Source organism: Paenibacillus sp. Aloe-11 (assembly GCF_000245715.1).
GTDB classification, from domain to species: Bacteria; Bacillota; Bacilli; order Paenibacillales; family Paenibacillaceae; genus Paenibacillus; species Paenibacillus kribbensis.
Window position 1 is genome coordinate 1,223 of sequence record NZ_JH601057.1, and the last position, 13,473, is coordinate 14,695.

Consider the following 13,473-nt stretch of genomic DNA (forward strand, 5'->3'; position numbering starts at 1 on the left):
CTTGCAAGGCGTGGGTCGATATCGTATCTGATGCGATATGCACACCCTGGATGCTTCCGATGCGCAGATGGTGCGGCCGGATGGACTCCGATGCAATATGCACAGACTTCACTGCCCCCTCTGCCAGTGCTTTATCCTGTACCGCTCCTGTTGCCAGATGCCGGGTGTGTACGGCCTGCTCAGACAAATGTGAAGGGCCCACGCTTCCTTCCGCCAGATTCGTCGCTTGCACCGAGTGTGCTGCCAGTTTTTCCGAAGTGATACTTTCTGCTTGAAGCGCACGACCGGATATACTGTCCGGGGCCAGATGTCTCGTTAGCACTGAGGAAGCCTGTAAATGAACCGAGGTCACTGCTCCGGCAGCCAAATGTGCCGAATCCACAGCTGCCACAGCCAGATGGTTGCTTTGTACAGCTTCGTCCGTAATATGCCCGGACTGCACCGAATGGGTAGATAGCTTGGTAGAGGTTACACTTTCCTCCGCCAGTTTGTCAGACGTCACCGCTTCATCCTGTAGGGCCGGGGTCGCCACAGCCTGCAATGCGATATGCTCTCCCTCAATGACCCCGTTTTGCAAGTGCTCCGATTGGATGGATTCCGGTGCAATATGCACAGACTTCACTGCACCTTCTGCTAGTGCGGTTTCCTGTACCGCTCCAGCAGCCAAATGCCGGGTGTGTACGGCCTGCGCGGACAGATGTGAAGGGCCCACGCTGTCTTCCGCCAGATTCGTCGCTTGCACTGAGCGCGCCGCCAGCTTTTCCGAGGTGATGCTTTCCGCTTGGAGCGCACGACCGGACACACTGTCCTGGGCCAGATGTCTCGTTAGCACTGAGGAAGCCTGTAAATGAACTGAGGTCACTGCTCCGGCAGCCAAATGTGCCGAATCCACAGCTGCCACAGCCAGATGGTTGCTTTGTACAGCTTCGTCCGTAATATGCCCGGACTGCACCGAATGGGCAGACAGCTTCGTGGAAGTTACACTGCCTTCCGCCAATTTGGCAGAGGTGATCACTTCGTCCTGTAAGGCCGGGGTCGCTATAGCCTGCAATGCGATATGCTCTCCCTCAATGACTCCGCTTTGCAAGTGCTCTGATTGGATGGATTCCGGTGAAATATGCACCGATTTTACAGCCCCATCTGCCAGTATGGTTTCCTGTACCGCTCCTGCTGCCAGATGCCGGGTGTGTACAGCGTGTGCAGCCAGATGTCCAGGGCCCACGCTATTTTCCGCCAAATTAGAAGCTTGCACAGCACGAGCCGCTAACTTCTCAGAGGTGACGCTTTCCGATTGAAGTGCATGACCGGACACGCTATCCGGGGCGAGATGCTTGGTCTGGACCGATGCAGATTTCAGATGGTCGGAGGTGACGGATTCCGGAGCGAGATGATTCGCCTCCACCGCTTCTATAGCCAGATGGTTACTCTGCACCGCTTTATCGGTAATGTGCCACGGCTGTACGGAGCGAGCTGACAGCTTGGAGGAAGTTACACTACCTTCTGCTAATTTAGGAGCCGTAATCGCCAAGTCATTAATTTTGTCCGTAGCCACACTTTCCGGCGATAGCTTTAGCGAAGTGACGGAATGATCCTGCAAATGATGCGAGTACACCGCCCCATTCGCCAGATGCCCGGTTTGAACCGCACCTTCGCCCAATATATCTGCGGTAACGGACTGTCCCTGCATCGCCGAGGTTCCTACACTGCCCTCTCTAAGATGTTCACTCAGCACAGAACTGTGGGCCAGATGTTTCGACTCGACCGCTTGAGCCTGCAATGCCTTTCCACCCACACTGTTGTTGGCAAGGTGGTCCTCACGAATCACGCCGGTTGCAATGTGTACGTGTGTAATGGTTTGTGGCGCAATTTTATCTCCCGTTACCGCTCCTGCGCCTATTTTAGCCTCAGTCACCGCTTCTTCAGCGATTTTGTCAGACTTAATAGAGTTCGGGGCAATATGGTTTTCCTTGACAGCCTGATTCGCCACATGATGATCCAGAATTGCGCCCATCGCTATCTTCTGGCTCGTCACAGCGCCGGATTGCAGATGTTTTTCTGTCACTGCTTCGGCTACGATATGATGCTTACGAATAATTTCAGACTGGAGGTGTAATGAAGAGACCGCCTCCGGAGCAAGCTGGCGACCTTTAATTGCCGACGCAGCAATATGTCTGGTAAGTACTGCCTCATCGGCAATTTTATGTGGCAGAATGCTCTGATCCGATATTTTGGATGAGGTCACAGACTGATCGACAATTTGCAGTGAGCCTACTGACTGATCCGCCAGCTTATTGGACTGAATACTCCGGTCCGCGAGATGCCGGGCTGTCACTTCACCTGTGCCAATCTGCTCTTCTCCGATTGCGCCGGGACTCACATGCTTTCTTTCAATCGTCTCTACCTGAATATGCTCACCGCTGACCGCCTCATGCTCCAGATGACGTCCACTGACAGCACCTTCCTCTAGCTGTTCCTTGCCCACAATTCCGCTAGAAAGCTGCTGACGGCTGATTGAACCAGGGGCCAGATGCCGGGCATGAACGGCATGATCGGTCAGGTGTGCGCTCTCAATGCTGCCAGCCTGAATTTTAGAACCATCCACAGCCCCGTCCCGCAATTTGGAAGTGGTTACAGACTGCTCTCCTAGCTTGGAGCTGTCGATGGCTTCATTAGCCAAATTATTCGATTGAATCGTACCGCTGCGAATTTTATCAGAGGTAACCGCATGATCTTGAAGCATGTCTGGAGACACAATCCAATGCTTGAAATGACGGCTCTCAATGGAGCCATTTGCAATATGATCACCGCTGATAATCTTGTCGGCCAGCTTTTCCGGGGTGATGCTGCCATCACGAAGTTTCTCACCGCCAATGGAGCGATCCTGCAATTTGCTACCTGACACCGATGCATCCGATATATGCTCCACCGTAATGGAATCAGGGGCAATTTTCGCAGAAGTCACTGCACCGTCGGCTATTTTAATCGTTTGAACGGCATAATCCGCCAGATATTCAGTTTGGATGCTTTCTTGCTTCAGCTTGCTGGAATCGATGGAAGCAGGAGCAATTTTCTCACCAGTCACAGCCAAATCGCTCAAATCATCTGTATAAATGAAAGCGTTGTTTACATGGGGCGCCTTCTTATTATTCAGAATTTCCTCGACATCAATGGGATCAGGCTGAGGCTCTGGCTCGTTGGCTTCCTCCATCGAGACCTGAGTCTCTTCTGTATCTTCACTTTCAACCTCTGTCTCGTGTACAATATGAACTTCAGGTTCGACAACAGTCTGCTTCTCCAGCACCTCTTCCGTTGGGGGAGGCGGAGAAGCAACTTGATGAAGTCTTGCTTCTGTCTCCCTCTCCGCAGGTTGTGGCTTCAAGCGCTGTATCATACTTAATTCATTCATATCCGGGTCAATTACACTATAGAGCGGCTTTTTGATTCTGGTGGTTTTGCGACTCTTGTTCTTCAAGCAGCTCTCTCCCTTCATATTTATCGTTACTGCATCATATGCAGGCCCATGGGCACTTGCCACCCTGCTCAGGGGTACTCTTTTCACCGAGAACATACTCCCTGAAATCCATGTTTGAAAAAAAATTGTTAAAAGTTAAAATAGTAAGGGTGAAGATTGCTGCAAGAAGAAAGGAATTACAATAACATGATAATCAAACCAAGAACACGTGGCTTTATCTGTACCACTGCTCATCCGGTGGGCTGCGCCCAACATGTTCAGGAGCAAATTGGCTATGTGCAGGCCCGTCCTGCTATTCAGGGGCCTCGTAACGTGCTTGTCATCGGGGCATCTGCCGGATATGGGTTGGCTTCTCGTATTACTGCCGCATTCGGAGCACGGGCCAATACAATCGGCGTATATCGCCCTAGTAATGCTACGGCCACACGTACAGCGTCGGCAGGCTGGTACAACTCCGCTGCATTTGAAAAGGCTGCTCAGGAAGCAGGGCTTACATCCTTAAGCGTGACAGGAGATGCCTTTTCAGATGAGGTCAAAGCCAAAACGGTGGAGGTTATTCGCGAAGAGCTGGGACAAGTCGATTTGGTGATCTACAGTGTCGCTTCCGGTCGCCGTACGAATCCTCGTACAGGTGAAACGTTTACTTCCGTACTCAAACCTATTGGTAAACCTTATACAAATAAAACCGTCAACTTCCACACCGGTGAAGTCAGCAGCGTTACACTGGAACCCGCGACGACAGAAGAAGTGCAGGCAACGGTAGAGGTCATGGGCGGTGAGGACTGGAAGTTGTGGATTGACGCCTTGCGTGAAGGCGGTGTATTGGCTGATACTGCAACCACCTTCTCTTTTTCGTATATTGGTTCAGAGATTACGCAAGCCATTTACAGAGAAGGCAGTATCGGAAGTGCAAAGGATCACCTGGAGGCGACAGCACGTCAGCTGAATGATCAACTAAAAGTCACAGGCGGCCGCGCCTTTGTCGCAGTCACCAAAGGACTGGTTACCCAATCCAGCTCTGCCATCCCTGTCGTTCCTCTGTATATTTCCGCTTTGTACAAGGTGATGAAGGAAAAAGGGCTGCATGAAGGGTGTATAGAACAAAGCTACCGCCTGTTTGCCGAGCGTCTGTATGCTCCTGAAACTCCTGTGGATGAAGAGGGGCGTATTCGTATTGATGATTGGGAGCTGCGTGAAGACGTGCAAGTAGAGGTTGCGAACATATGGGACGCGCTGACGACAAGCAATATCTACGAGCTGTCTGATCTCGAGGATTACCGTCACGAGTTTTTCCAACTGTTCGGCTTTGAGTTTAAGGGTGTGGACTATGAGGCTGATATCGATCCCATCGTAAATATTCCTAACGTTCGCTAGCTCTTTTGAGTACCGTGATTATATTGTTGGAAAAACAAAAAAGCTGTTCTTCGGTAGAGGGGCGTTCCGCTCTGCACGAAGGGCAGCTTTTGCTTTAATTCAGCTTATATAAAAGGACCAAGATGGAGCAAATATTGCAATTTTAAAATTCATTTGATATTGTACAGATAAGCATAGCAAAAACCCTCTTCTTAACAAGAGGGTGAGCACAGTTGGACAAGTCCTACCTTGACTGACCGTGATACGATTTGCTTAGCCCATCACATCCATATAAGGAGGTGAACAACATGGCAAAAGACGTTCTGTGTGAAGTGAACTCATGTACGTATTGGGCCCAAGACAATAAATGTAGCGCAAACTCCATTTATATCGTAAGCAACAAGCCTGCAGACACTCACACGTCCGAAGAAACAGACTGCAAAACCTTTGAGGCAAAATAAAGTTTTTTAACCCAAAATGTAGTTGCACAATGAAGGAGCCCCTGCCAGGGTTCCTTCTTTCTTATGATATTCTAACAAGAATGATAATTATTATCAAGTTCTTTTTACAGTAAAAGATTGAATCATACGAAAACAAAAAAAGAAGCGTCGCTCTGAACGATTCGCTTCTTGTGCTTGACTTTTTGTAATTGTTCCTGCTTGGTCGGCCTCATTCGCACATGCTGTGATATATCGGCATAATGACCATTCGTTTTGCGGCTCTGTGCAGCGCAATACATTCCTGCACGTTTCGCCTTGCTTAGTGCTTTTTGTGTTTGAGTACGTGCCATGCGGCCTCACTCCCCTTACATTAGACTCCATTTATCATAGCATCAGAAATCTAAATCGTGAAGGTTACATGTACAAAAATGCCATTAAATGTCTGAAAAAATGTCCGGATCACCACTTGAGGCCGCTATCACAAAAACAACGACTAAGAAAATGATGATCAGTGCATAAATCAGTGTCCCAATAATACTACATACCAGTCCGGCTATAGCCATACCTCTACCTTGTTCACCATGACGATTAATTTCCTTCAGGGAAAGACTAGACAAAATAATGCCAACAATTCCGATAATCAACCCAAGATAGGGAATGACAATAGATAAAATCCCGAGCACCATCGAGGCAACAGCCTTACTGTTAGTAGGTGAAACCACTGGTGGCTGGTTAAATGGGACGTTATAATCATTCCTCTCCTGAAAAGAATCGGAAGATTGAGGCTCCTTGTAAAAATCACTCATCTGTTTAATTCAACTCCAATATGTAAAGTAGCAATATATATGTTTTAGGGTACCACAATCTTACAAATCAGGACAGTACTTATTTTAAAAAATAATAAACCAAGCTAAATTTGATTTTATCAAGGTACTAAGCAATATTCTCTAGCTAAATCAATTTGATTTCTCAGGCCGTTCTTCTATTTGTAAATTTTTGTAATATAATATAAATTACTATAATATCTTCATTTTAGTATCAGGAAATTTACGTTATTATATGGAAGAAATCAATTTACTACAATAATGTAAAGGAGTGTTAATAATGAAAAAGCTAGTATGCTGCTTGTTAATGGTCTTCTTATTATTAAATGTAACAAGCTATGGGGCAGTAACTGATTTGTTAGGCACTGTCAAAACGGCAAAAGCTGAAGGGATTGAAAGCGTTGTCACTACAGAAAGTACGAAGAATGCAAACGAATACAAGGCAAGAGATGCTTTTTATTCTTTATCTGATTCTTCTGTAAATCGTGCTACCTCCGAGCATTTTCAAATTATTTGGGGAAACAATGATACAACTGGAACAGTAAATAGAAATTTTGTTAATGGCAACTTGGCCAACCTCGAAAGTATCCGTTCATTTTACATGGATAAATTTGGATTGGGGGATATCGGAACTTCTCCAAATCCACAAATATCCGGAAAATATAAAACGAACATTTACATTGCGAGCACTGGACTGAAAAAGATTGACGAAGATTGGGCTTATATGTCAATAGACAGAGATGCATTTGGTTACATTGTCATGATGCCGGCAGCGATGCGTGTAGACCCACCAAGCTGGGTAGTTCCTCATGAATTAGGCCATGTATTTACCTACCATAATGGAGGAGAAGTCCCTTATGAGTGGTATGAAGCGGTAGCTAACTTCTTGCGTAATGAATATTTGGGTAGCGATTACTACAGCTATGGTGGAACGGTATATGGTCCAGACTCCGACTTTTTTGCCCCCTTTATACTAAATTCAGAATCACATTTTCCACATGTAAAGAATTGGTATGATGCATGGCCTATTCTCCTGTATATTCATGAAAATCCAGATCACATCAACGGACTTGGCCATCAAGCAATGTTGAATTTATTGTCTTACAGTGGAAAAGATACGACCTACTTTGAATCTATGGAAAAGGTAACTGGAGTTTCTATTAAAGAATTACTGGGTGGAATGGCAAGAAGATTGGTAACGATGGACTTCAAGAGTCAACCATATTATTTGAAGCATTTAGATGAGCTTTTGAGAACTAACGGCAATTATGAAAAGATATATACAACACTGAAAAGTGACAAAGGCGGCTGGCTGACCGTACCTCAAAACAAGGCTCCACAACAGACAGGCTACAACATTGTTCCTTTAGATATTGATTTGAGCAAAGCTTCCGTCACAGTTGATTTCCAAGGAACAAGCACAGCAAAAGGCGCTGATTGGAGAGCTAGCATTGTTTCCGTAACACATTCGGGAGATACCCGATATTCTACAATGTGGAATAAAGGAAAGAATTCCTTGAAGTTGCAAGGAGACGAAAAGACTGTTTATTTGGTTGTTTCCGCAACTCCAGATACAATTAAACATTTTAATATTGAAGAGGACGGCGAAACTTATCCTTATAAAGTAAAAGTAACAACAAAGTGATTGTGGATAATAGAAGAATTTGCGAAAAAAAGTGAATAAATGCCTGAACAATGGCACTGGTATCAAAATACCAGTGCCATTGTTGTTGATATGCCCTGAAACTAATCTTTTTGGATTGAATACTAGACTGCCACCGCTGATTAAGCTAACGGGTAGCTTAGTTCATGCAAATAGAAAAGCAGCCCCAATGGGGCCTCCTTTCTACTCACTGATATTAAACCATCCTGGAGCTGCTTGAATAACATTCCAAAGTTTTTCTGGAATATGAAGCTGGTCAAGTTTTGAAACGCTTAGGACGGAATCGACCTCGGCTTGACGTCCATTTGCCACCTTTTCAACCCAATCAGGGTTTATAATTAACGCATGCCCAATGGCGAAAAGAGGTAATCCTACTTCCATAGCTTTAAGAGCATCATCTGGTGTAATTATGGAACCAGCCGCCAACACAGGTACCTTACTGTTTGCTCTTTCAAGAATCAATTCAAGCCTTGTTTTCTCATCTTGACTATCGACTGGCTTCGAAGACACATGATCTAATGAAGCATGTATATAATCTAAATTTTGTTCAACAAGGAAATCAATTAATTCATATGTGTGTTTCATACGCAAACCATCCACTTTAGAGGATTCTTCAGGGGACAAACGATACCCTAACAGGAATGGTTTTGTAGCATGCTTTTCAATTACCTTTTTGATTTCTTCAATAATTGCCAATGGAAAACGTAGTCGATTCTCAAGGGTTCCCCCCCATTGGTCTGTCCGTTTATTGGTTGCTGGAGACCAAAAGTTTTGAATTAAAAATCCATGAGCCCCATGAATTTCGACGCCATCAAATCCAGCTTCAATCGCTCTTCTCGTTGTGTCACCAAATGCACGTATCGTCGACAGGATTTCCTCATTTGATAGCTCTCTTGTTTCTGCACTTGGGCCAAAAGGAGTAGCCTCAGGCTGATAGACACTCGCACTGACTGCTTCCAATTCAGGCAAGGCTTTATCACCTGCATGAAAAATCTGCAGTACAGCAGGGGATCCTCCACTTTTTGCTGCATCAGCTAATTTTCGTAAACTTGGAACGAATTCATCGTTGTATCCAGCAAATTCATTCGTAAATCCTTGCCCATTAGGTAAAACATGAGTACAACCAGTAATGACGAGTCCTACTCCATTTACTCGCTGTTTGTAATATTTCACCTCTTCATCGGAAATGGTAAGATCGTCATTGCTTGACCATGTGGTCATAGGTGACATAACGACTCTATTCTTGATTGTTATTCCGCTTCTGAATGTGAAGGATTCAAATAACTTACTGTATTTTTGATTCATTTCAATAACCTCTCATTCCATTATTTTGTGGTATTAAAATTTGTCTAGATGCTAATGTATATATCACTTTCTAATCCATCGCCTCCCTGTTGCTAGTTCTGCCTCAGTGTATTCTGTTGACGTAAGGGGAAGTCAAGCTTAAATATTGGCATAATTAAACCAAGATTTTTGGATATCCATAATCCTTTATGATATTCTTTTAGTTACAGTAACTGTAGCTAAAAGGTGGGGCGGGTAAATGTTGTACTCAATGAAATATGTAGTGGAAAACTTAAATATAACGGCAAAGACACTTCGATTTTATGAAGAGCAAGGGATCCTGCAAAATGTATCTCGCGATGAAAATGGTCGAAGAGTCTATTCCAAACAACATATAGACTGGATTTCTTTTATTCGTTGTCTCAGAGAGACAGGAATGTCTCTTGCTAAGATAAAACAATATATGGATCTTTTTGGAGTTGGAAATGCTACTTTCTTGGAAAGACAAGAAATGTTGGTGAAACATAAATTGGAAGTGCAGAAGAAAATTGAAGAAGACTTAAGGTACTTGGAGGAAATAAACTATAAGATAGCCATGTATGAACTTCAAAAAGAAGAGGTTAGGAAAAATCCCAATCATATCTTTAAATGCCATGGTCTATAGATTTAGGACGAACTACTTCTTCCACAACGCTAGCTGTATAAGAGGTTGAGTTCATATCATATTGCTCAAATATTTCACGAAAAGGAACCATCACTACTCCTGAATAGGCTATAAGTGCATTAAAATCCAGTTTTTCATTATTAACATATATGTTAGCCGTCTGTGCTTCTCCGGCTAGATGTACATCTTGAAGTTAGGTGCTCCGTTAGATGATGGATCATCTCCAGTGAGTCAGTTATAATGCCTCGTTCAAAACCAAACGGCATGATAGATAAGCACTTTTCGTGGTGATTGGGCATACAGTATTTTATCCATACCAGATAAAATGCGCTCCATGAGAGCATTCAGCCAAGGAGGACGGAGCTATGGTATCTCGTGCAACATCCCGCAGAAGAGGCTCACCCCGCAAACGTTTAAAAGCTGACACGCTCAGAAAAATATCCGTCGCCATGCTGCCATTTTACAAGGCAATCGCGACCCGCCGTGGTTTTGCCGTTCGATGGTCACAGGCTGTGGTTCAGGGCAATCTGGATCGGATGAAATCCCTTCTCTGCTCGGTAGCGCCATTTGCCGCCAAACAAGGATTAGGCACGAACGGCATCGGCTACTTTATTACCTTTTTAGCTCAACCCCCAATGCTCTATTATACGAACGGAACGACGATTCCACCGGGGACAGTACAATTTACGTTTGAACCGAGGGTTCATCGCGCCATCGCCAAAGCCGTTTTTCCGCTATATCGGGAATTGGCACACAATCGCTGCTTTGCTTCTGCTTTAGCGAAAGCGATCAACAGGCAGGACCAGCGTGCAGTTACGGTGATGATCCGCAGTTTGATCCCATCCTCTGCGCTGAAATCCATACAGATTGAGGATGATGGGTTTGCCTTGCTTTTCAAGTACCCCTTCAGTATGTATCCCTATCGTAATCTACTCCTTCGGGAGTTCACTTAAAGTGGTTGCTACAAGCGTTTTTGCTTAAGCTCTCCAATAAGCTCCTTCCCCAATTGTATAGCCATATCTGTAAGCACTCGGATTTCCTCCTTGGTTGCATCGTCCAAATGAGCCCCACAGCAAATCGCAAAGTTGCCTGCAAACTCTTTTCGCAAGCGCACGGCAATTTCTTCGGTAATATAAAATTCCTTGTGGGTTTGCAATTGCACGGTTTGCATCGGCTCCAGTCTGGCCCCTGCTGTAATCGTTCCCAGATGGGGCCGATCCCCGCCTGATATGAGTACGACGATATCCTCCCCCATAAAGTAGGCATCCAGCACAAGCCGGATACGTCCGCTTTCTTTTTGCAAATGAATCATATGATCCTCTCCCGCTTAAAATAATATTGTTGTGTGAATAGATTCACTTTACTAGTTTCTAATTATTGTATCCCTTCCTGAGCAATTCGACAAATAAAAATGGCCCACAGCAGCCTCCATTCATGGTAGCTTGCTGTGGGCCTCTTTTGCTATTTTAAAAGAATCATTCCATCCTACGGTCTGTTAACGGATCGTAATCACATGCACCGCTTTACCAGTTGCGCCGTCATTATCTGTCACCGTTAGCTCCACCGTATAGGTTCCGGCTGTGGTGAATTTATGCTTCACCTTGGAACCGATGGCTGTATCGCCATCACCAAAATTCCAGCTATAGCTGACGATTTTACCATCTGCATCACGTGAAGCTTTGGCGTTAAATTGTACATTCTTCTTCTTCTTGGCAGAATCATTCGCCTGAATAATAGCTACCGGCTTTTCATTGGATGCAGGTGGATTCGGATCAGGGTCCTGTCCACCGCCTTTCGTCACATACAATCTTCCCGGCGCTTCCGTCTTCACTTCATTGCCTGCCGTATCCCTTACCCGGATTGCGATGACTCCACCCTCCAGATTCAGGGAAGACGATGTAAAATAAATGCCTTCATAGTGGCCTGACGAAGTTTCGTTTAACGGAATTTCGTTCTGTCCCAAGGTGGACAGGTTAAAGGGCAGCTCCACATGGAAGGACGCCTCCAAGCCAGACGCACTATCGAAGGATACTCGTACCGGCTCCCCCGGAGCGATGCGTACATCCTCCGCAGGGCTAATGTTTTCCAGCTTCGGCAGAGCCGTATCGACATACACCGAACGGGTAACGGTCGTTTCATTTTGGGCAAGATCCTTGGCCGTCACCGTAATCTGGTTCTCTCCTTCGTTAATGAGCAACCGCTTGTTAAAGCTGCCGTCACTTCCAAATTCGGCTGGCTCGCCGTTAATGGTCAATTCGGAAAGGAACTCATCATACACTGTGCCGATTACACTGACAACACCCGCATTGGTACGGGCTCCTTCATCGGGTGAAGTCAAAATCAGTCCCGGTTTCGTCTGATCGAGCGTCACAAATACCGGCTCGGAACGGTCTGTTACTTTGCCGTATACCGCTGCTTGAACGCTGAGCGGATTGGCGCCTGGCTGAAGATCGACCGACAGGCTGAATTGACGATCCTTCACCTTGGTTGTGCCAGCCAGTTCCTTGCCGTTAAAGAGCTGAATATCGGCTCCTTCTGCCGGGGAAGTACCTGTCACGGTGATCTTTTCATCCTGCGTATAGGTAGCCTTTGTAGGTGTTGTAATCGTTGGAGCATTCACCGGATATCTGACGATAGCCCGGATCATGTAATTGCCTTCATCTACAGGTGATTGACTCCATGTACCGCTTACACCCTGCCAGCTGCGAAGCGCATTTGGCCCACTCTCATCTGTAGCAAGACCCGGCGACTGTGTGCCTGCTGCAGGTTGTGTATAGACAATATAAAAGTCACCTTGAACGGTTACCGGCTCAGGGAGCTGTACCGTCGTCCACTGTGTCTCATCCCGCACAGCTGTCCCGTCGAATGGGCCAGCCAGCAGACGTCCTGGTGCTCCTCCAGCACCGGAGGCATCATATACGGAGTATTGGAATGCCGTTCCTCCCGGATTCGGGAAGGCTGCGTTCCAGAACAGAAGGGATGCTCCCGTCACTTGAGCCACTTCCGACTCAGGTGTCATTCTGACTGCCCAAGAGTTGCCTGCCGCATTAAAGGCTCTGGCATTTTCCCCTGTGCCGTCATCATAAGCAATGCCTCCCTGGAAGCCTATGAAAGGCTTCAACGTGACGTTCACTTCCACACTGCCGTTCGGAGGGGCAGTAACGGATACACTATCGCTATAATAGTTTTCGGCTGAAATGGATAATGTGTATGTTCCTTCCAGCACGTCCAGCGTAAATTCTCCAGCTTCATTCGTCTCTACCGGAGCAATACGTGCATCCTCCAGCACCAGCACTTTCGCTTTTTGGATAGGTTCACCGGATTGCTTGTCGGTAATGACTCCGTGAATCGTACCATGAGGTACGGCTTGGAGGCTAAAATTCGCTCTGATGACTTTATTATTCTCAATTGTAACCTGCTTCGTTTGAGGCTCGTAGCCATAGGCTTCAGCCTTCAGCGTATAGTCTCCCGCCACGTGAGTGAAGCTGTATTTGCCCGTGGTCGGATCCGTTTTCACCGAACGTCCGGTTTCCAGTACAGTAACCGTAGCACTCGCTGGAAGACTGTCGAGACCGACACGTCCACGATCCACCGTCGTTTCCGCTGGCTTCACTTTTTCCTGGAATTCGCTTTTTTCAGTGCTTGTAATTTTGTACAGCGGGAATTGTTCTTCTGCTTTTTGCAGTTTGATATTCGACTCAGGTACGATATCCTTCGTCACCGTCGAAGCTGGAACACCCAGCACTCGGAAATCATCAATGTACCAGCCATTT

Annotated in this window: 10 protein-coding genes and 1 pseudogene; 5 read left to right on the top strand and 6 right to left on the bottom strand. The window is 46.1% G+C overall.

The features are described 5' to 3' along the window. Positions 1 to 3,472: pseudogene (locus WG8_RS17335) on the bottom strand (WIAG-tail domain); the annotation flags it as partial. A gap of 186 nt (positions 3,473 to 3,658) precedes the next feature. On the opposite strand from WG8_RS17335, the gene fabV reads away from it, so the two are divergent. Next, on the top strand, positions 3,659 to 4,846 hold the full coding sequence (fabV, locus tag WG8_RS17340; protein ID WP_007431520.1) for an enoyl-ACP reductase FabV: 1,188 nt from the start codon (positions 3,659 to 3,661) through the stop codon (positions 4,844 to 4,846). Between the two features lie 287 nt (positions 4,847 to 5,133). After that, positions 5,134 to 5,286 carry a DUF1540 domain-containing protein gene (locus WG8_RS26700; protein WP_007431521.1) on the top strand — a complete coding sequence of 51 codons (153 nt, stop codon included), beginning with the start codon at positions 5,134 to 5,136 and terminating at the stop codon, positions 5,284 to 5,286. Positions 5,287 to 5,408: 122 nt separating this feature from the next. Here the strand turns inward: WG8_RS26700 and WG8_RS17345 are convergent, their stop codons facing one another. After that, a complete protein-coding gene (locus WG8_RS17345) occupies positions 5,409 to 5,615 on the bottom strand; it encodes a hypothetical protein (RefSeq protein ID WP_007431522.1) in 207 nt (68 codons plus the stop codon). Between the two features lie 84 nt (positions 5,616 to 5,699). After that, positions 5,700 to 6,071, bottom strand: coding sequence for a DUF4190 domain-containing protein (locus tag WG8_RS17350; RefSeq protein ID WP_007431523.1), 372 nt, complete (start codon positions 6,069 to 6,071; stop codon positions 5,700 to 5,702). Positions 6,072 to 6,369: 298 nt separating this feature from the next. Between WG8_RS17350 and WG8_RS17355 the strand changes: the two genes are divergently transcribed. Then, positions 6,370 to 7,734, top strand: coding sequence for a DUF6055 domain-containing protein (locus WG8_RS17355; protein ID WP_007431524.1), 1,365 nt, complete (start codon positions 6,370 to 6,372; stop codon positions 7,732 to 7,734). A 201-nt stretch (positions 7,735 to 7,935) separates the two neighbouring features. On the opposite strand, the gene WG8_RS17360 is transcribed toward WG8_RS17355, so the two are convergent. Next, positions 7,936 to 9,057, bottom strand: coding sequence for an NADH-dependent flavin oxidoreductase (locus WG8_RS17360; RefSeq protein ID WP_043891204.1), 1,122 nt, complete (start codon positions 9,055 to 9,057; stop codon positions 7,936 to 7,938). A 238-nt stretch (positions 9,058 to 9,295) separates the two neighbouring features. On the opposite strand from WG8_RS17360, the gene WG8_RS17365 reads away from it, so the two are divergent. Continuing rightward, the gene (locus WG8_RS17365; protein ID WP_043891205.1) at positions 9,296 to 9,700 is read left to right on the top strand and encodes a MerR family transcriptional regulator; all 405 of its coding nucleotides are present in this window, start codon (positions 9,296 to 9,298) and stop codon (positions 9,698 to 9,700) included. 365 nt (positions 9,701 to 10,065) lie between these two features. Then, on the top strand, positions 10,066 to 10,653 hold the full coding sequence (locus WG8_RS17370; protein ID WP_007431526.1) for a hypothetical protein: 588 nt from the start codon (positions 10,066 to 10,068) through the stop codon (positions 10,651 to 10,653). 8 nt (positions 10,654 to 10,661) lie between these two features. Here the strand turns inward: WG8_RS17370 and WG8_RS17375 are convergent, their stop codons facing one another. Both WG8_RS17375 and WG8_RS28695 read right to left on the bottom strand, forming a co-directional pair. Further along, positions 10,662 to 11,012 (bottom strand): prenylated flavin chaperone LpdD, encoded by a 351-nt coding sequence (locus WG8_RS17375; protein ID WP_007431527.1) that lies wholly within the window; start codon positions 11,010 to 11,012, stop codon positions 10,662 to 10,664. A 183-nt stretch (positions 11,013 to 11,195) separates the two neighbouring features. Continuing rightward, positions 11,196 to 13,473 (bottom strand): PKD domain-containing protein (locus WG8_RS28695; RefSeq protein WP_007431528.1); only part of this gene is annotated, 2,278 nt, incomplete at its 5' end.